Source organism: Devosia oryziradicis, assembly GCF_016698645.1.
GTDB classification, from domain to species: domain Bacteria; phylum Pseudomonadota; class Alphaproteobacteria; order Rhizobiales; family Devosiaceae; genus Devosia; species Devosia oryziradicis.
In genome coordinates this window covers 1,186,409-1,204,160 of the sequence record NZ_CP068047.1, presented here as the reverse complement: position 1 = coordinate 1,204,160, position 17,752 = coordinate 1,186,409, and the positions used below count along the sequence as shown (strand labels likewise).

The 17,752-nt window shown below is 64.3% G+C and carries 19 protein-coding genes and 1 other RNA gene; 11 read left to right on the top strand and 9 right to left on the bottom strand.

What is annotated here, in order from left to right; translation table 11 throughout:
- Positions 1–5: 5 nt before the first annotated feature.
- The 3 genes from JI749_RS06060 to ruvC are packed head-to-tail and all read right to left on the bottom strand — an operon-like array spanning position 6 to position 1,617.
- A complete protein-coding gene (locus JI749_RS06060; RefSeq protein WP_201660783.1) occupies positions 6–500 on the bottom strand; it encodes a hypothetical protein in 495 nt (164 codons plus the stop codon).
- The gene (gene ruvA, locus JI749_RS06055) at positions 497–1,114 is read right to left on the bottom strand and encodes a Holliday junction branch migration protein RuvA (RefSeq protein ID WP_201660780.1); all 618 of its coding nucleotides are present in this window, start codon (positions 1,112–1,114) and stop codon (positions 497–499) included. Before ruvA ends, JI749_RS06060 begins: the two co-directional genes overlap by 4 nt.
- Positions 1,111–1,617: a crossover junction endodeoxyribonuclease RuvC gene (gene ruvC, locus JI749_RS06050; RefSeq protein ID WP_201660775.1), complete on the bottom strand. Its 507-nt coding sequence runs from the start codon at positions 1,615–1,617 to the stop codon at positions 1,111–1,113. The genes ruvA and ruvC overlap by 4 nt, the downstream gene beginning before the upstream one ends.
- Before the next feature lie 358 nt (positions 1,618–1,975).
- Here ruvC and JI749_RS06045 point away from each other — a divergent pair, with 358 nt between their 5' ends.
- Positions 1,976–2,755: a GGDEF domain-containing protein gene (locus JI749_RS06045; RefSeq protein ID WP_201660772.1), complete on the top strand. Its 780-nt coding sequence runs from the start codon at positions 1,976–1,978 to the stop codon at positions 2,753–2,755.
- Between the two features lie 49 nt (positions 2,756–2,804).
- Here the strand turns inward: JI749_RS06045 and JI749_RS06040 are convergent, their stop codons facing one another.
- The 4 genes from JI749_RS06040 to ssrS all read right to left on the bottom strand — a co-directional run bounded on the left by JI749_RS06040 (position 2,805) and on the right by ssrS (position 5,212).
- The gene (locus tag JI749_RS06040; RefSeq protein ID WP_201660769.1) at positions 2,805–3,551 is read right to left on the bottom strand and encodes a YebC/PmpR family DNA-binding transcriptional regulator; all 747 of its coding nucleotides are present in this window, start codon (positions 3,549–3,551) and stop codon (positions 2,805–2,807) included.
- Positions 3,552–3,627: 76 nt separating this feature from the next.
- Positions 3,628–4,443, bottom strand: coding sequence for a TIGR00282 family metallophosphoesterase (locus JI749_RS06035; RefSeq protein WP_201660766.1), 816 nt, complete (start codon positions 4,441–4,443; stop codon positions 3,628–3,630).
- Positions 4,440–5,027 carry a 5-formyltetrahydrofolate cyclo-ligase gene (locus JI749_RS06030; RefSeq protein ID WP_201660763.1) on the bottom strand — a complete coding sequence of 196 codons (588 nt, stop codon included), beginning with the start codon at positions 5,025–5,027 and terminating at the stop codon, positions 4,440–4,442. Before JI749_RS06030 ends, JI749_RS06035 begins: the two co-directional genes overlap by 4 nt.
- A 26-nt stretch (positions 5,028–5,053) precedes the next feature.
- Positions 5,054–5,212: non-coding RNA, 6S RNA (gene ssrS, locus JI749_RS06025), on the bottom strand.
- 158 nt (positions 5,213–5,370) lie between these two features.
- Here ssrS and JI749_RS06020 point away from each other — a divergent pair.
- Complete coding sequence (locus tag JI749_RS06020; RefSeq protein WP_201660760.1) at positions 5,371–7,353, top strand: PhoX family protein; 1,983 nt, start codon at positions 5,371–5,373, stop codon at positions 7,351–7,353.
- Between the two features lie 49 nt (positions 7,354–7,402).
- On the opposite strand, the gene JI749_RS17520 is transcribed toward JI749_RS06020, so the two are convergent.
- A complete protein-coding gene (locus JI749_RS17520; protein ID WP_201660757.1) occupies positions 7,403–7,780 on the bottom strand; it encodes a cell division protein ZapA in 378 nt (125 codons plus the stop codon).
- Between the two features lie 4 nt (positions 7,781–7,784).
- Positions 7,785–8,072, bottom strand: a complete 288-nt coding sequence (locus tag JI749_RS06010; RefSeq protein ID WP_201660754.1) for a DUF4164 family protein — start codon at positions 8,070–8,072, stop codon at positions 7,785–7,787.
- A gap of 206 nt (positions 8,073–8,278) precedes the next feature.
- Here JI749_RS06010 and tkt point away from each other — a divergent pair, with 206 nt between their 5' ends.
- From tkt to JI749_RS05965, 9 genes are all read left to right on the top strand, one after another.
- The gene (tkt, locus tag JI749_RS06005; protein WP_201660751.1) at positions 8,279–10,252 is read left to right on the top strand and encodes a transketolase; all 1,974 of its coding nucleotides are present in this window, start codon (positions 8,279–8,281) and stop codon (positions 10,250–10,252) included.
- Positions 10,253–10,300: 48 nt separating this feature from the next.
- Positions 10,301–11,308, top strand: a complete 1,008-nt coding sequence (gene gap, locus JI749_RS06000) for a type I glyceraldehyde-3-phosphate dehydrogenase (RefSeq protein WP_201660747.1) — start codon at positions 10,301–10,303, stop codon at positions 11,306–11,308.
- Positions 11,309–11,371: 63 nt separating this feature from the next.
- Positions 11,372–11,908, top strand: a complete 537-nt coding sequence (locus JI749_RS05995) for a putative glycolipid-binding domain-containing protein (RefSeq protein ID WP_201660728.1) — start codon at positions 11,372–11,374, stop codon at positions 11,906–11,908.
- 84 nt (positions 11,909–11,992) lie between these two features.
- A complete protein-coding gene (locus JI749_RS05990) occupies positions 11,993–13,195 on the top strand; it encodes a phosphoglycerate kinase (RefSeq protein ID WP_201660725.1) in 1,203 nt (400 codons plus the stop codon).
- 118 nt (positions 13,196–13,313) lie between these two features.
- On the top strand, positions 13,314–14,342 hold the full coding sequence (locus tag JI749_RS05985; RefSeq protein ID WP_201660722.1) for a class I fructose-bisphosphate aldolase: 1,029 nt from the start codon (positions 13,314–13,316) through the stop codon (positions 14,340–14,342).
- Between the two features lie 174 nt (positions 14,343–14,516).
- Positions 14,517–15,119, top strand: coding sequence for a thiamine phosphate synthase (locus tag JI749_RS05980; RefSeq protein ID WP_201660719.1), 603 nt, complete (start codon positions 14,517–14,519; stop codon positions 15,117–15,119).
- Positions 15,116–16,189 carry a tetratricopeptide repeat protein gene (locus JI749_RS05975; RefSeq protein ID WP_201660716.1) on the top strand — a complete coding sequence of 358 codons (1,074 nt, stop codon included), beginning with the start codon at positions 15,116–15,118 and terminating at the stop codon, positions 16,187–16,189. Before JI749_RS05980 ends, JI749_RS05975 begins: the two co-directional genes overlap by 4 nt.
- Before the next feature lie 119 nt (positions 16,190–16,308).
- Complete coding sequence (gene efp, locus JI749_RS05970) at positions 16,309–16,875, top strand: elongation factor P (protein ID WP_201660713.1); 567 nt, start codon at positions 16,309–16,311, stop codon at positions 16,873–16,875.
- Between the two features lie 2 nt (positions 16,876–16,877).
- Complete coding sequence (locus JI749_RS05965; RefSeq protein ID WP_201660709.1) at positions 16,878–17,672, top strand: inositol monophosphatase family protein; 795 nt, start codon at positions 16,878–16,880, stop codon at positions 17,670–17,672.
- Positions 17,673–17,752: the final 80 nt, after the last annotated feature.

Below are 17,752 nucleotides of genomic sequence, written 5' to 3'. Positions count from 1 at the left end.
TCCAGTTAGTCATGGGAAAACAGCGGCTCCAGACCAAGCGGTCGGCAGTGCCGATAGAACGCCACAGCGAGCGCTGGCAACGTCAGGACCCACGCCGCAGGGACCGCCAACATCAGTCCGAGATAACCTTGGCCGACTCCGTCAGTGCTCCGACCAGCGACCAGGACCAGAACCACACTTGCCCCCAACAGGATCAAGGCAGCAGTCGCAGCAGTCAATACGTGTCGCCACAGCGTGGCTTTGTTGGCTGGGCGTATCAGAATTCGAATTGCAACGAACCAGATTGACGCAACAATGGCGGCAACCACCAGTAAGGCCAGCAACACTATCGCGGCAACGGATGCATAGATGGCAAAGTCAAACCCCGGACGATTAGCCGGTGGGGTTACCAGCCAGTGCAGAAGGGCGGAGACCCCAGCCAAGATGGCACTGCCGATCCAAAGGTAGCTGGCGAGCAAAATGAACGCCAAAAATATGCTGCGCCGACCGTTTCCGCTCAACTGCTCAGCTCCCGCAGTCCCATGCGGATCAGCGTCTCGGTCTTCACCCCGTCGCCCTCACGCGCCACGATCTTCGCCAGCGCCGCCGAAGCCTGCGCGCTGGAATAACCGAGATTGGTGAGCGCCGAGACGGCATCGGTGATCGCCGACGACGCCACGCCCTCACCCAGGGCCGCCTGCAGCCCCAGCGTGCCGGCGTCAATGCCGGGTCCGACCGGCGTCTTGCCCTTGAGCTCGGTAACCAGGCGCACGGCGAGCTTGGGACCGACCCCGTTGGCGCGGCCGATCATCGCCTTGTCCTGTAATGCCACGGCGCTCGAGAGTTCGGAGGGCGACAGCACCGAGAGGATAGAGAGGGCAACGCGTGCGCCGACGCCCTGCACGGTCATCAGCAGGTTGAACCAGCCCTTTTCCGCCTCGCTCGAAAAGCCGTAGAGGCGGATCATGTCCTCGCGCACGATAGTTTCGATGAACACCACTGCCGCTTCCCCGACCCGCGGCAAAGCCTGTAATGTCCGGCTGGAGCAGAAGGCCTCGTAACACACGCCGCCGCAATCGATCAGCACGTGGTCATCGCCAAAGCTGTCCACCAGCCCCTTGAGCTTGCCGATCATGCCAGAGCCCTCAGCCGCTGGTTGGAAACGCGGTGGTGGGCATGACATATGGCGATCGCCAGCGCGTCGGCGGCGTCGGCACCCTTGAAATCGGCCGCCGGCAGCAATGTCTTGACCATGAGCTGAATCTGTCCCTTGTCGGCATGGCCGGTGCCGACCACCGATTTCTTGACGAGGTTGGCGGCATATTCAGCGACCAGCAAGCCGCGCGCCGCCGGCGCCAGCAGCGCCACGCCGCGCGCCTGGCCCAGGATCAGCGCAGAGCGCGCTCCGGCATTGACGAAGGTTTCCTCCACCGCCGCCTCCTCGGGCGCAAATCGATCGAAGACCTCGCCCAAGCCGGCAAAAAGGATGGCCAGTCGTTCACCCAGCGAACCGTCCACCGGCGGCGTCACCGTGCCGGCAGCCACAAAGGTCAGCCGGTTGCCCAGAGTTTCGATGACACCCCAGCCGCAGCGGCGCAGGCCTGGATCGATGCCGATGATTCGGGTGGCGGAGTTCATGCACCTATCCTTAAGCACGCGCTGCCAACCTACCAAGCACGATGTGAACAAAATGGCAACGATGGCTGGGGAAACTCCAGATAGATAAAATCGCGCGCATCACGCAAACACCATCTTCAAGTCGTCGCCCTTACGGTCCAGGCGGGAATGCAGAGGCGAGTCATGATGGACCTTTATCTGGACCTTCCGGAGCCAGCCGGGCTGGGCAGCCGTCCACCCATCTCAGGTGCGGGCGCGGGCACGGCCGGCATTTCACCCGAACCGACGTCCTCGGCTGCGGCCGCATGGCCATGATCTGCGGACGCCGGGAGACCCGCGCCGCCTGACTGCTCCATTCAAAGCCCAGAGAATTGCAATGATGCCCTCCAAGACTTTGACTGCCCTGCAAAGCTGGTCCAGCGTTGGCCGTTGGACCCTGTTCGGTACCGGGGCCTGTGTCCTGGTCTCGGTGACATTCAACGCGCTGATGTTCGGCGATCTGGGTTCGGCGGCATTGCAGCGCTCCATCATCAGTGCAGTCACGCTCCCCGTGCTGCTGGGCCTGCCATTGTTCTTCTATATGAGCCTGCGTGTACGCGGCCTGGCGATCACCAATCTGCGGCTGGGACTGGTCGCGCGAACCGACAGCCTGACCGCCTGCCTCAACCGGGGCGCCTTCACCAACAGGGTGAGCACCCTGCTGGCGCAACGACCGCATGGCACCAATGGCGCGCTGTTGATGATCGATGCGGACAATTTCAAGTCGATCAATGACCTCTTCGGCCACGATGCCGGCGATGAAGCCCTGACCATCATCGCCCGCTCCATTCGCACCATTCTTCGGTCGGGCGACCTTGTTGGCCGCATGGGCGGCGAGGAATTCGGGGTCTATCTGCCCGATGTCGACCAGCGCAGTGCCGAAGCGATCGCCGAGCGCATCCGCCGCTCGGTAAACCTGGCGGTCTTTGCGCCCGACGGACAACAGCGTACGCTGTCGGTCAGCATTGGCGGAGTCGCCTTCGAAGGTCCCGCCGGCTTTTCCGAACTGTTCCGGATCGCCGACCAGCGCCTCTATGGCGCCAAGCAGACCGGGCGTAATCGCGTGACCGTCGTCCATGTCAACGACCATCCGGTGATCGACCTCCGCCGCAGCGCATGAAAAAGGGCGGCGCCTGGTGGCACCGCCCGCGTGTCAGGCCGTCACGGCATCAGGCTTCGAGCTTGGCCGCGTCCTCGTCACTCATCTCGAAGTTCGAATAGACGTTCTGCACGTCGTCGTCTTCCTCGAGCGTCGCGATAAGCTTCATCAGCGTGGCGCCCTTTTCGGCGTCGATCGGCGTATTGGTCTGCGGCTTCCACACGGCCTTGACCGACTCGGCCTCGCCCAGCACCTTTTCTAGCGCCGCGGCCACTTCAACCATCGCTTCGAAGCTGGTGGTGATGTAGTGGCCCTCTTCGTCGCTCTCGACGTCGTCGGCACCGGCCTCGATGGCGGCTTCCATCACCTTGTCTTCCGAGCCGGCGCTCAGCGGGTAGGTAATTTCGCCCACCTTGTCGAACATGAAGCCGACCGAGTTGGTTTCGCCCATGGCGCCGCCATTCTTGGAGAAATACGAGCGGACGTTGGAGGCGGTGCGGTTGCGGTTGTCGGTCAGCGTTTCGACGATGATAGCGACGCCGCCCGGGCCATAACCCTCATAGCGGATCTCGTCATAGTTCTCGCCGTCGCCGCCCGATGCCTTCTTGATGGCGCGGTCGATATTGTCCTTGGGCATGGACTGCGCGCGCGCATTGGCCACCGCAAGGCGCAGGCGGGCGTTGAAGGCAGGGTCCGGCATGCCCAGCTTGGCGGCGACGGTGATTTCTCGCGCCAGCTTGGAAAAGACCTTGGAGCGCGCCGCGTCGGACTTGCCTTTGCGGTGCATGATGTTTTTGGCGTGTGAATGGCCGGCCATCGGTCACTCCCCTCGAATAAGAATGCTGGATTGTGGTGGCGCGTTATAGGCAAGCCGGGGCCACTTGTGAAGCGGGCTAGAACTCGGGCAATGCCTGCGCCAGCGTGCCGCCGATACGCACCGGCAGCACCTTGGCGGCGAGCCCGGTGCGCGGGTCGGTCTCGACCGCCACCCCGCATAAGGTCGCCTCGCCCTCGGCAGGCGTGAAGCGGCCGTTGGCAATGCCGGTCAGGAACCGGTTGAGCGGCTCCTCGGGATCGACCCCGATGATGGAATCGAAATCGCCGCACATGCCGGCATCGGCCATCAGCGCCGTGCCACCCTTGAGGATGCGCTGGTCCGAGGTGGGGATGTGAGTGTGGGTGCCGACCACCAGGCTCACCCGTCCATCCATGTAAAAGCCCATGCCCTGGATTTCCGAAGTCGCCTCGGTATGGAAATCGACAATGATGGCATCGGCCTGCTCGCCCAGCGGACAGGCAGCCACCGCCGCTTCCACGGCGCGGAATGGATCATCGACCGGGCCCATGAACACCCGCCCCAGGGCATTGATGACCAGCACGCGATGCCCGTTGCGGCCCTCGACGAACATGGCGCCGCGCCCGGGGGTTCCCTGGGGCATGTTGATCGGGCGGATCAGCGAATTTTCGCGCTCGATATAGCTCAGCGTGTCGCGCTGGTCGAAGGCGTGGTCGCCCAGTGTAACGATGTCGGCGCCGGCATCGCGCAGGCCATGGAAATGCGGCTCGGTCAGCCCGCGCCCATGGCTGGCATTCTCGCCATTGATGACCACGAAGTCGAACTTGTAGCGCTCGATGATACCAGGCAGACGTTCGGCCACGCCATCGCGGCCGGAGCGGCCCACCACATCGCCCAGAAACAGGAGCCTCATGCCGCAGCGCCGAAATGGCGGACACCGGCCTCGGTGACGATCATGTCGAGGGGCACGTCATGCGGCTCGCGCGGAATCCGGTCGAGCTCCTGCGCCGCAAAGGCCAGGCCAACCAGCCTGGGCTTCTTGCTCAGGCGCGCCAGCGTGCGATCGTAATAGCCGCCACCATAACCCAGGCGCGTGCCTCGGGCGTCAAAGCCCAGCAGCGGCATGAGGACGATATCCGGCTCCGCCCGCGGCGCCAGGTCGGAGGGCGCCAATGTGCCGAAGCCGGATTCATAGAGCGAGGCCCCGGGCTCCCAGACCCGCAGGTCAAGCGGCTGCTCCGGCCCCACCACCACCGGCAGCACGACCTTCTGGTTGCTGTCCATCAGCTTGACCAGAATGGGCTGGCAATCGAGTTCATCGCGAATGCGCCAATAGGCGGCTACCACGTCGCCCGCCTGCAGCGGGACGGCATTGAAGAAGTGCTGCGCCGCCGCAACCGCGGCATCGGCGCGCTCGCCGTGATCGAGCGAGGCGCGCGCCGCGCGAGCCCGGTTTCGCAGCGCTGCCTTGGCTTCTTCGATCAACGCGTCAACCATGGGCGTGCTGCAACCTGCTCAGTCAATAAGGTGCCACCCTGGCCGTGGGATATACGATCCCGGGAACCTACTCACGTAGGTGGGCGCCGTATGTCCGAGCCCACGGGCCCGGTCAGGGACAGCTCCCTTAAGGATCGATAAGGCCCCGGGGATATTGGTATCCATCACGCACCGGGCAGCGCGCTAGATATAGGCGCTTTGGCCGGTTGTGCAAAGGCCCTGCACCCGCCAACGAAGCGCTGTCGATGTGTCATCGCCCTGTCACGTGAGCGTCATCCGCCCTTTCTAGGCTGGAACAGTTCCAAAACGAACGTCCATCCTTGCTGTTGAAGGGGCAATCCCGATGAACGACCAGACGATCTTCAAGACATCGCAGCTGGAAGCGGCCGATGCCGCGCCGCGCAACCACACCGCCAATCCCACCATGGGCGAACTGATTTCCGCGCGCTTCTCGCGCCGCGGTTTCCTCCAGGGTTCGCTGGCCGTTTCGGCCATTGCCGCCACTGTGAGCCCCCTGGCGCTGCTGACCGCCCAGGATGCACGCGCCGAGGAGAGTGGTTCGGCTTTTTCGTTTACCGAAGTTGAAGCGGGCATCGACGAGGCCCACCACGTCGCCGAAGGCTATGATGCCGATATCCTGCTGCGCTGGGGCGATGCCATCTTTGCCGATGCGCCGGAATTCGACCCTACCGCACAGACCGCCGCGGCCCAGGCCCGTCAGTTCGGCTACAACAACGACTATGTCGGCTACATCCCGCTCGAAGGTTCATCCGAGCATGGCCTGCTGGTGGTCAACCACGAATACACCAACCCCCACCTGATGTTCCCGGGCCTGGTGACGCTGGTGGAAGGCGAGATGACGCTCAATCCGCTGACCAAGGAACAGGTCGATGTCGAGCTGATGGCCCATGGCGGCACCATTGTTGAGATCAGGAAGGTCGACGGCAAGTGGCAGGTGGTCAAGGACGGCCAGTACAACCGCCGCATCACCGCCGAGACTGAGATGCAGCTGACCGGCCCCGCCGCCGGCCACGATCGGCTCAAGACCAATGCCGATGCCACCGGGACCAAGGTGTTCGGCACGGTCAACAATTGCGCCGGTGGCGTCACGCCCTGGGGCACCTATGTGATGGCCGAGGAAAATATCCACGGCTACTTCGCCGGTGAACTGCCGGCCGACCATCCCGAAGCCGCCAATTACGACCGTCTCGGCATCCCGGAAGGGTCCTATGAATGGGCCAACTTCTATGATCGCTTCGATGTGTCCAAGGAGCCCAACGAGCCCAATCGCTTCGGCTACATCGTCGAAGTGGACGTGATGGACCCCAACTCGGTTCCCAAGAAGCGCACCGCCCTTGGCCGCTTCAAGCATGAAGGCGCCGAATCCATCGTCAACAAGGACGGTCGGGTGGTGTTCTATCTGGGAGACGATGAGCGCTTCGACTATGTCTACAAGTTCGTGACCGCGGGCAAGTTCAACCCCGACGACCGCGCCGCCAACATGGACCTGCTCGACCAGGGTACGCTCCATGTCGCCAAATTCGCCGACGACGGTACTATCCAGTGGTTGCCGCTGGTGCATGGCGAAGGTACGCTGACAGCCGAAAACGGCTTTGCGAGCCAGGCAGACGTGATCATCGAGACCCGCCGTGCCGCCGACCTTCTCGGCGCCACCAAGATGGACCGCCCCGAAGACATCCAGCCCAACGGCGTCAACGGCAAGGTCTATGTGATGCTGACCAACAATACCCGCCGCGAGCCGGGCCAGGAAGACGCGGCCAACCCCCGCGCCGAAAACGCCTTTGGCCACATCATCGAAATCACCGAAGCCGACGGCGACTTTGCCGCCGCCGATGGCACCTGGGAAATCCTGCTCAAATGCGGCGATCCCTCGATCGCCGATGTGGGCGCGACCTTCTCTACCGACACCACCGTCAACGGCTGGTTCGGCATGCCCGACAACTGCGCGGTGGACTCCCTTGGGCGCCTGTGGGTTTCGACTGACGGCAACAGCCCCTCCGGCACCGGCCGGACCGATGGCCTCTGGGCCGTCGACACCGAGGGACCGGCGCGTGCGACCTCCAAGCTGTTCTTCCGCGTGCCGGTGGGCGCCGAAATGTGCGGCCCGCTCTTCACACCCGATGACGAGACCGCTTTCGTGGCGGTGCAGCATCCGGGCGACGGTGGCGACGATTGGGAAGGTTTCGGCCGTGTGTCCTACTACGAGGACCTCTCCACCCGCTGGCCCGATTTCGACGACGCCATGCCGGTGCGGCCGTCGGTCGTCGCCATCACCAAGCAGGGCGGCGGCAAGATCGCGGTCTGACGACATTCCCGGCGAGGCTCGGCAACTGCCGGGCCTCGGCCATCATCGCTCAGCCCAGCGGCAGCGGCGCCGCCTCGTCCAGCACGCCGGCGACGCCTTCGAGCACCTTGGCGGCATCGGTCAGTCTCGCGGCGAACTTAACTTCCAGTGCCTCGATCTCGGCGGCGACTTCCTGGCCCGCGCGGGTCAGCACCAGCACTTCGGTTTCGAGCGCCTTGATGCGCTTCTCGGCCTCCGCCAGTTCGTCCACCACGGCGATGCCGGCCATCACGGTAAGCCGGTTATCGCCGATTTCGCCGACCGCGCCCTTGAGCGCTTCGACATGCGTATTGAACCGCTCGGCCAGCCCGATCAGGTGCTGCTGCTGGCCCTCTTCGCAGGCCATGCGATATTTGCGGCCGTTGATCTCGACATTGACTTCGGGCACCGCACTACTCCGCCTTGGCCAGGACTTCGCGAACCGTTTCCATCGCCTCGACCAGGCGGCGCGACACGTCATGGGCGCTGTCATCGAGCCGCTTCGCGCGTGCCGCCGTCTTGTCGAGTTCGGTGGCGAGGCGCGCCCGCTCATGCACCAGGCGCTGCGTGTCGACTTCGATGCGGTTATGCTGCCGAAGGCGCGTCGACAGGTTGCGCACCGATTGGTCCAGGCTGGCCATGGCGCGGTCGAAACGCGCATTGGCCGCAGTCAGCCCGTCTTCAAGTTCCGTCTCACTCATTGCTACTACGGTCCTCTGCCCACGGCGATTCAAGCCGGTCCAGCCTGCCCCAGCGCTGCCGGCAATGCAACCTTATGGGCAGAGCGCAAGGCGGCACTGTCATTGACAGGATAGGCGAACCTGTTATGCCCTAGGCCCGCCTTTGGGAGGAGGCTTTCCGCGCCTCTTCTCCCCAGAAATCCAGCCCTGATGAAAGCGCGAGCCCGATGACGAACACCGCCCAGCAGAACGACTTGGCCAATGCGATCCGCTCCCTCTCCATGGACGCGGTCGAGAAAGCCAATTCCGGCCATCCCGGCCTGCCCATGGGCTGCGCCGATATCGCCACGGTGCTGTTCACCAAGGTGATGAAGTTCGATCCCGCCGACAGCAAGTGGGCTGACCGCGACCGCTTCATCCTGTCGGCCGGCCACGGCTCGATGCTGCTCTATTCCTCGCTCTACCTCCTGGGCTACGAGGACATGACCATCGACCAGGTCAAGAACTTCCGCCAGCTTGGCTCCAAGACCGCCGGCCACCCCGAATATCATTTCGCCCAGGGCATCGAGACCACCACCGGCCCGCTCGGCCAAGGCCTGGCCAATTCGGTCGGCTTCGCCGTCGCCGAAGCCAAGCTCGCCGCCGAATTCGGTTCCGACCTCGTCGACCACTATACTTGGGTGCTGGCCGGTGACGGTTGCCTCATGGAAGGTATCAGCCAGGAAGCCATCGCGCTGGCCGGCCACCTCAAGCTCAACAAGCTCGTCGTGATCTGGGACAACAACTCGATCACCATCGACGGCGCCGTCTCCAACTCGGATTCGACCGACCAGATCGCCCGCTTCAAGGCCGTGCACTGGAACACCATCGAGATCGACGGCCATGACCAGGACGCCATCGAAAAGGCCCTGAACGACGCCAAGAAGTCGGACAAGCCGACCCTGATCGCCGCCAAGACGACCATCGGCTTCGGCGCGCCCAAGAAGTCGGGCACCGAAAAGGTGCATGGCTCCCCGCTCGGCGCCGAGGAACTGGCCGGCGCCAAGGCTGCGCTGGGCATCACCTATCCCGCCTTCGAAATTCCCACCGAAGTACTCAACACCTGGCGCGCCGCCGGCAAGCGCTCGCAGAACATCCGCGGCGAATGGCAGTCGCGCCTGGCCGCCTCGGCCCACAAGGCCGAGTTCGAGCGCCGCATGAAGGGTGACCTGCCCGCCGAGTTCAAGTCGGCCATGGACGCCTACAAGCGCAAGCTGGTCGAGGACAAGCCGAAGGTCGCGACCCGCAAGTCCAGCCAGATGGCGCTCGACGTCATCAATGCCGCGCTGCCCGAAACGCTGGGCGGCTCGGCCGACCTGACGCATTCGAACCTGACCAACACCAAGGAAATGATCCCCTTCCAGGCCGACAATCGCCTGGGCCGCTACATGATGTACGGCATCCGCGAGCATGAAATGGCCGCGGCGATGAACGGCGTTGCCCTGCATGGCGGCCTCATCCCCTATGGCGGCACCTTCATGGTCTTCACCGACTATGCCCGCCCCTCGATCCGCCTAGCCGCGCTCATGGAACAGCGCGCCATCTATGTCATGACCCATGACTCGATCGGCCTGGGTGAAGACGGCCCGACCCACCAGCCGGTGGAACACCTGACCGCCCTGCGTGCCATTCCGAATCTCCTGGTCTTCCGCCCGGCTGATGCCATGGAGGCCGCCGAGTGCTGGGAACTGGCGCTTGAGTCGACCACCGCACCGTCGATCCTGGCCCTCAGCCGTCAGAACCTGCCGGCTCTGCGCACCGAATATGTCAGTGAAAACCTGTCGGCCAAGGGCGCTTACGTGATCGCCGGCGACAAGAATGCCGATGTGGTCATCTTCGCCACCGGCTCGGAAGTCGCCATTGCCGTCGCCGCCCTGGCCTCGCTCAGCGAGAAGGGCATTGCTGCCAAGGTCGTGTCGGTTCCCTCGATGGAGCTGCTGGCCAAGCAGTCCGACGGCTACAAGGCCGAGCTCTATGGCAATGCCAAGGCCCGCGTTGCCATCGAGGCCGGTATCGAGATGAGCTGGAGCAAGCTGCTCGGCGAAAAGGGCAAGTTCGTCGGCATGCACGGCTTTGGTGCTTCCGGCCCGATCGAGAAGCTCTATGACCACTTTGGTATTACGGCGAATGCCGTTGTTGAAGCCGTCACCGCACAGTTGTAAGAGGGCGCTGCTCTCCCTTCCCTACTCCCTCCCTAGGAGCGTCTAAACATGGCAATCCGCGTCGCCATCAACGGTTTTGGCCGCATCGGCCGCAACGTCCTGCGCGCCATCATCGAATCCGGTCGCACCGATATCGAAGTGGTGGCCATCAACGATCTTGGCCCGGTCGAAACCAATGCGCACCTGCTGCGCTTCGACAGCGTGCATGGCCGCTTCCCGCATACCGTGACCGTCGCCGGCGACACCATCGACGTGGGCCGCGGCCCGATCAAGGTGACGGCCGTGCGCGACCCGGCCGAGCTGCCGCATGCCGCCATGAATGTCGACATCGCCCTCGAATGCACCGGCATCTTCACCTCCAAGGAAAAGGCCAGTGCCCACCTCAAGGCCGGCGCCAAGAAGGTGATCATCTCGGCCCCCGGCGACGGCGCCGACAAGACCATCGTCTATGGCATCAACCACGCTTCGCTGACCAAGGACGACGTGGTCATCTCGAACGCCTCGTGCACCACCAACTGCCTGGCCCCGCTAGCTTATGTGCTGCACAAGGAATTCGGCATCGAGAAGGGGATGATGACCACCATCCACTCCTATACCGGTGACCAGCCCACGCTCGACACCATGCATAAGGATCTCTATCGCGGCCGCGCGGCTGCCCTGAGCCAGATCCCGACCTCGACCGGCGCCGCCAAGGCCATTGGCCTGGTGCTGCCCGAACTCAAGGGCAAGCTGGACGGTGTCTCGATCCGCGTGCCGACCCCGAACGTCTCCTGCGTTGACTTCAAGTTCATCTCCAGCCGCACCGTGACGGCCGACGAGATCAACGCCGCGGTCAAGAAGTATGCCGATGGCGAACTCAAGGGCATCCTGGGCTACACCACCCAGCCCAACGTCTCGATCGACTTCAACCACGACAGCCACTCCTCGACCATGGCCTTCGACCAGACCAAGGTGATGGACGGCAATTTCGTGTCGGTCCTCTCCTGGTACGACAACGAATGGGGCTTCTCCAACCGCATGGCCGACACGGCCGTCGCGCTGGGCAAGACGCTGTAGTCGCCCGGATCAGGCAGATATTGAAGGGCGTCCCATGGGGCGCCCTTTTTTGTGGGAGGCAGCATGTCCCTTGATCGAACCATTCGCTGGCGTGGCCTCGACCCGGTGACTCTCGAACATTGCCACGTCATATCGACGCCACGCGATACCCGCATTCGCGGCACGGTGATTACGCCCGGCTATGGCCTGTTCTATCGCATCAAGCTCGACGATACCGAGCGCGTGCGTACGGTGCGCGTCGAGCGAACCGACGGCCGGGTGCTCGAACTGTTCTCGGACGGAGCGGGCAATTGGTCGGATGATCGCGCCGAGCCCCTGCCGGCCCTGCGCCACTGCCTCGACATCGACCTCTGGCCGACCCCGCTCACCAATTCGCTGCCCCTGTGGCGCTGCCAGTGGGTCATCGACCAGCCGCAGCGTTTCGCCATGGCATGGATCGACGGCGACGAAATGACCGTGCGGCGCGACGAGCAGATCTATACGCAGATCGACGCCACGCACTTCCGCTTCCAGAACGCCGATGGCTTCGACCGCTTGCTCGAGGTAGATGCCGACCGGCTGGTGGTCGACTATCCCGGTCTGTTCGAACGGGCCGGCTGACAGAGATTTCTCCCGGTTGAGCTTCCCCCGTCCGCCCGGCTCTGCTACGCCACGGCGACGGCCAGATACCCCGGGAGACCTACCATGTCCGCGACAACAAAGACCCTCGACGAGCTCGACCTCAAGAACAAGCGCGTGCTGCTCCGGGCCGATCTCAACGTGCCGGTCGCCGACGGCAAGGTTACCGACGCCACCCGCATCGAACGCCTGGTTCCCACCATTCGCGAGATCGTCAAGCATGACGGCAAGGCGATCCTGCTGAGCCATTTCGGCCGCCCCAAGGGCAAGGTCGATCCGGAATTCTCCCTCGAGCAGGTCTGCGAAGCCGTTGCCAACGAAACCGGTCATCCTGTCGGCTTTGTCGCCACCGACTGGAACGATGTCTCCGCCGCGCAGAAGGCCATCGATTCAGCCCCTGCGGGCTCCGTGCTGATCCTCGAAAACACCCGCTTCCACCCCGGCGAGGAAGCCAATGATGCCGAGCTGGCCAAACGCATGGCCAGCCTGGGCGACGTCTATGTCAACGACGCCTTTTCGGCCGCCCACCGCGCCCATGCCTCGACCGAAGCGCTGGCGCGACTGCTGCCGGCGGCCGCGGGCCTGGCCATGCAGGCTGAACTTGAAGCGCTGGAAGCCGGTCTGGGCAAGCCCAGGAAGCCGGTGATCGCCGTTGTCGGCGGCGCCAAGGTCTCAAGCAAGATCGATCTGCTCGAAAACCTGGTGACGAAGGTCGATGGCCTCGTCATCGGCGGCGGCATGGCCAATACGTTTCTCCATGCCCAGGGTTATGCCGTGGGCAAGTCGCTGGCTGAAAAGGATCTTGCCGAAACCGCCCTGCGCATCATGGACAAGGCTGTCGACAGCGGCTGCGCCATCATCCTGCCCATCGACGCGGTCGTGGCCTGGCACTTCAAGGCCGACACCCCTACGCGCCTCTATGGCGTCGATGCCATCGACAATGACGGCATGATCCTCGATATCGGGCCTTCCTCCATCGAGCGCATCATCGGCGCCATCGACGATGCCCATACCGTCGTCTGGAACGGGCCGCTGGGCGCCTTCGAGATGAACCCTTTCGATGCCGGCACGGTGGCTGTCGCCAAGTACGTCGCCAAGCGCACCCATGATGGCAAGCTGATCTCGGTGGCCGGCGGCGGCGACACCGTCGCCGCCCTTGCCCATGCAGGAGTCAAGGACGCCTTCACCTATGTGTCGACCGCCGGTGGTGCCTTCCTCGAATGGATGGAAGGCAAGCCTCTGCCGGGCGTAGAGGCGTTGAAAAAGTAGCGCAAGGCGCCGCCTCTCAGCGGTTCCATCAACCTTTCGTCGCATAACCACAGGTCTAATCGCAAGGCGAAAAACGAAAGTCTAATCTCGGGGCAGTTCCATTCTCCGAGGTTCGCTCATGACGAAGTCGCTCAATGCCATCGCCCAGAAGCTCATGGAGCCCGGCAAGGGAATCCTGGCCGCCGATGAGTCCGAGGGCACCATTGCCAAGCGCTTCGCCAAGATCAACCTGCCCAATTCGCTCGACTTGCGCCGCGACTATCGCGAGATGCTGTTCCGCTCAACCGAGGCGATGACCAACTACATCTCGGGTGTCATCCTCACTGAGGAGACGCTCGAGCAGCACGCCGCCGACAATACCTCGTTCCGCGCCATCCTCGCCGATGCCGATGTCATCCCCGGCATCAAGGTCGACCGCGGCGCCTTCCCCATGCCGGGCGACAGCGGCGAAAAGATCACCGAGGGCCTTGATGGCCTGCGCCAGCGCCTGACCCGTTACGCCCAGCTCGGCGCCGGCTTCGCGAAGTGGCGCGCCGTCATCACCATCAACGACGTCGCCCCCACCCGCAACAACATCCGCGCCAATGCCCACGCCCTGGCCCGCTACGCCATTCTCTGCCAGGAGGCCGGCATCGTGCCGATCGTCGAACCCGAAGTGGTTGGCGATGGTGACCCGGGCAATCACTCCATGGAACGCAGCGCCAGCGTGACCGGCGAGGTCCTCGAAAACGTGTTCAAGGAACTGCGCCTGGCGGGCGTCGATCTTGGTGGCATGCTGCTCAAGCCCAACATGGTGCTTCCCGGCATCAACTCGCGCGAACGCCCAAGCTACGAGGACGTCGCCAAGCGTACGGTCGCCGTGCTGCGTGAGCACGTCCCCGCCGCCGTACCCGGCATTGCCTTCCTTTCGGGCGGCCAGACCGATGAAGAAGCCACCGCACACCTGTCGGCGATGAACCAGATCGCCAACAAGCCTTGGCCGCTGACCTTCTCCTACGGCCGGGCGCTGCAGAACGTGGCGCTGCGCACCTGGGCCGGCCGCCGCGAGAACTTCCCGCAGGCGCAGGCCGCCTTCACCCACCGAGCCCGCATGAATTCGCTCGCCGCCCTTGGCACCTGGACCGGCGAGCTCGACCGGGCCGCCTAGCCCAGTCCTACCAGTTCTACCGAAGTCCCAACGTCACCCCTGATGCGCGCCCTCCTCCCAGGGGGCGCGCATTTTCTTTGCGCCGGCAGGGGCCTTCGCCTATTGGAAGGGCGTCCTCTTTGTCGCCAAAATGGGCGGTCAAGAAGGCGCCCAAGCGTCGAGTACCCGGAAGCCATGGCCCCCCAGCTCTATCTGATCACCCCACCCAATGCCGAGCCGGATAGCCTGCTTCCCACGCTGATGGCCGTGTTGAGTGCCGCACCGTTCTCGGCCCTGCTGGTGGCGCGGGGCGAACAGGATGACGCCGCCTATGCCCAGCTGGCCTCCGCTGTCGTCAATGTCGGACAGGGCGCGGGCTGCGCCGTGCTGGTTGAGGACGACATCGCCCTGGCCGGGCGCCTGGGGGCCGATGGCGTGCATGTGACCAGCGGACCGGCCGCGCTCAAGGCTGCAATTGCCGCCCTCAAACCCGCAATGATCGTCGGGGCGGGCAACCTCCATTCGCGCCACGACGCCATGACTGCGGGCGAAATGGACGTCGACTATGTGTTTTTTGGCGGCACCGACGGCAAGGTCGACGCGCCTGCCGGTGACCTGGCCGAATGGTGGGCACAGACCTTCGAAGTGCCGTCCGTACTGAGCCAGGTCGATGCCACCGGGCAGACCGCCGATGCACGCGGCGCCGAATTCCTGGCGCTGTCGCAGAGCCTCTGGTCGGCCGCCGAGCCGGCCCGGGCCATGCAGGAAATTGCCGCAAGCCTCGGAGTTGCCCCATGATGCGCCGCATCCTGCTTGCCACCGTGCTGGCGCTGGCGCCAGTTGCTGTCCATGCCCAGGAAGAGGAGGCGCCGACCACCCCGGCCGACGCCATTTCCGATGAAATCTTCGGGCCGCGCGTCCCCACCGACTTTGCCTTCGGCGCCTTCCAGCGCGGCTATTTCCTGACGGCACTCGAACTCGCACTGCCGCGGGCGGAACAGGGCGACGCCGCCGCGCAGACGCTGATCGCCGAGCTCTATGCCAAGGGACTGGGCGTGGCCCAGAACGACCAGCGCGCCGCCGGCTGGTATCAGCTGGCTGCCGATAACGGCGATCGCCTCGCCACCTTCGCCCTGGCCCTGGCCTACCAGGACGGTATCGGCGTGCCCAAGAACCGCGCCCGGGCTGCTGATCTGTTCAAGAAGGCGGCCGATGCCGGCTACATACCGGCCAAGTACAATATGGCGCTGCTGCATGTGGAAGGCATCTATGCCTCTCCCAGCTTGGTGACGGCTGCAAACCTGATGAAGGAAGCCGCCGATGCCGAATTGCCAGAGGCGCAATACGACTATGGCTCCATGCTGCTCGAAGGTGCCGGCGTTGCCCCCAACGCAGCAGAGGCCGCGCGCTATATTGCCCTGGCCGCCGAGCAGAACCTGATTGCGGCCCAGATCGACTATGCCACCCTGCTCTATCTGGGCCAAGGCGTGGAAAAGGACGTCGCGGCAGCCGCTACCTGGTATGCCCGCGCCGCCGAAGCGGGCAACGCGGTGGCCCAGAACCGCTATGCCAAGCTGTTGGCCGTGGGTGAAGGCGTGCCGCTCAGCCTGGAAGACGCTGCCATGTGGCGGGCATTGGCCCGACGCCAGGGGCTTTCCGACCCTGCGCTCGATCGCCTCCTGGTCTCCATTCCCGCGGCCGAGCTGGCCAGCGCAGAGGAACGCGCCCGCTTCTGGCCCTCGACGCCCCCGACGGAAGAAACCATTCTCTCCATCCCCACCGTGACACCGGCGCCCGAGGACCAGGCCCTGCCCGCGCCCACCGACGTGGACGAGGCGCCAGCCACGGCCGAGCCGCAAGACCCTTGAACCTGGGGGCGTTCTGGGGCAATAAGCCCGCCACGCCCGCAAAACTCAATCAACGTCAGGCCAGCCGCATCCGGCGTGCATGGTCCAAGCCGACAATTCGCGCACCCGAAAGCAGCATAATGGCCAAGATCAACGGCAACGAAATCCGCCCCGGCAATGTCGTCAACCACCAGGACCGGCTGTGGGTCGCGGTCAAGGTCGATCACGTCAAGCCCGGCAAGGGCGGCGCCTATGCCCAGGTCGAGCTCAAGGCCATCCTGGGTGGCACCAAGCTCAACGAGCGCTTCCGCTCGGCCGAAACCGTCGAGATCGTCGACCTCGAATTCCGCGACTTCACCTATCTATACGAGCAGGGCGACAGCCTGGTCTTCATGGACCAGGACACCTACGAGCAGGTGGAACTGGCCAAGGACTTTCTGGGCGACCGCGCCGCTTTCCTGCAGGACGGCATGAAGATCACGCTCGAAATGCACGAGGAAACCCCGCTCGGCGTCAAGTTCCCGCCCAATGTGGTCCTGGAGGTCACCGAGGTCGATCCGGTGCAGAAGGGGCAGAGCGTCTCCAGCCAGTTCAAGCCGGCCATTCTCAGCAATGGCCTCAAGGTGATGGTGCCGCCCTTCATCGCCGTGGGTGAGCGCATCGTGGTCGACACGTCGGAAGCCACCTACATGCGCCGGGCCGACTGACCATGGCACGTTCAGCAATCCTCAACGTCATGGTCAATGCCGCCATCAAGGCCGGCAAGTCGCTGACCAAGGACTTCAACGAAGTCGAAAACCTGCAGGTCTCGCGCAAGGGTCCGGCCGACTTCGTCTCCAAGGCCGATCTGCGCGCCGAACAGATCGTCTATGACGAGCTGCACAAGGCGCGTCCCACCTATGCCTTCCTCATGGAAGAAGGCGGCGAGGTCACCGGGACGGACGGCCAGCACCGCTGGCTGATCGACCCGCTCGACGGCACCACCAATTTCCTCCACTCGATTCCGCTCTTCGCCGTGGCCATTGCACTCGAGCGCGCCAACGAGATCGTCGCCTCCGTGATCTACAATCCGGTGCTCGACGAACTCTACACGGCGGAAAAAGGCGGTGGCACCTGGCTCAACGACCGCAAGCGCCTGCGCGTCGCCGGCCGCAAGGCGCTGGCCGATGCCGTTATCTGCACCGGCATCAAGACGCAGGGCACCGCCAACGACACCCTGCAGTTGCGCCAGCTGGCCCATATCAATCCCGCCGTTGCCGGCATCCGCCGTTCGGGCTCCATTTCGATGGACATGGCCTGGCTGGCGGCTGGTCGCTACGACGCCATCTGGGAAGCCGGCCTTGCCCCGTGGGACGTGGCGCCGGGCCTGCTGATGGTCAAGGAAGCCGGGGGCTTCGTCTCCGACTTTGCCGGCAGCCCCGGCTCGGTGTGGAACGGCCAGGTCGTGGCGGGCAATGAGACCCTGCAGGCCGCTTTGCTCAAGCAGCTCAAGGGCATCCAGTAGCGCGCTCGGGCGCGCGATGGGCAACCTCTCCCTGGGTGAGGTTGCCCTCACCCGATCACGGCTCCATCGGCCGTTAACCT

Bases quoted from the DNA above. Each gene is read 5' to 3' on its own strand.
- JI749_RS06020 (WP_201660760.1), top strand. From the start codon at position 5,371: ATGAACGACCAGACGATCTTCAAGACATCGCAGCTGGAAGCGGCCGAT.
- JI749_RS06040 (WP_201660769.1), bottom strand. From the start codon at position 3,551: ATGGCCGGCCATTCACACGCCAAAAACATCATGCACCGCAAAGGCAAG.
- ruvC (WP_201660775.1), bottom strand. From the start codon at position 1,617: ATGAACTCCGCCACCCGAATCATCGGCATCGATCCAGGCCTGCGCCGC.
- JI749_RS05965 (WP_201660709.1), top strand. From the start codon at position 16,878: ATGGCACGTTCAGCAATCCTCAACGTCATGGTCAATGCCGCCATCAAG.
- JI749_RS06035 (WP_201660766.1), bottom strand. From the start codon at position 4,443: ATGAGGCTCCTGTTTCTGGGCGATGTGGTGGGCCGCTCCGGCCGCGAT.
- tkt (WP_201660751.1), top strand. From the start codon at position 8,279: ATGACGAACACCGCCCAGCAGAACGACTTGGCCAATGCGATCCGCTCC.
- efp (WP_201660713.1), top strand. From the start codon at position 16,309: ATGGCCAAGATCAACGGCAACGAAATCCGCCCCGGCAATGTCGTCAAC.
- JI749_RS05985 (WP_201660722.1), top strand. From the start codon at position 13,314: ATGACGAAGTCGCTCAATGCCATCGCCCAGAAGCTCATGGAGCCCGGC.
- JI749_RS06030 (WP_201660763.1), bottom strand. From the start codon at position 5,027: ATGGTTGACGCGTTGATCGAAGAAGCCAAGGCAGCGCTGCGAAACCGG.
- JI749_RS05995 (WP_201660728.1), top strand. From the start codon at position 11,372: ATGTCCCTTGATCGAACCATTCGCTGGCGTGGCCTCGACCCGGTGACT.
- JI749_RS06010 (WP_201660754.1), bottom strand. From the start codon at position 8,072: ATGAGTGAGACGGAACTTGAAGACGGGCTGACTGCGGCCAATGCGCGT.
- JI749_RS06045 (WP_201660772.1), top strand. From the start codon at position 1,976: ATGCCCTCCAAGACTTTGACTGCCCTGCAAAGCTGGTCCAGCGTTGGC.
- JI749_RS05990 (WP_201660725.1), top strand. From the start codon at position 11,993: ATGTCCGCGACAACAAAGACCCTCGACGAGCTCGACCTCAAGAACAAG.
- JI749_RS05975 (WP_201660716.1), top strand. From the start codon at position 15,116: ATGATGCGCCGCATCCTGCTTGCCACCGTGCTGGCGCTGGCGCCAGTT.
- JI749_RS05980 (WP_201660719.1), top strand. From the start codon at position 14,517: ATGGCCCCCCAGCTCTATCTGATCACCCCACCCAATGCCGAGCCGGAT.
- ruvA (WP_201660780.1), bottom strand. From the start codon at position 1,114: ATGATCGGCAAGCTCAAGGGGCTGGTGGACAGCTTTGGCGATGACCAC.
- gap (WP_201660747.1), top strand. From the start codon at position 10,301: ATGGCAATCCGCGTCGCCATCAACGGTTTTGGCCGCATCGGCCGCAAC.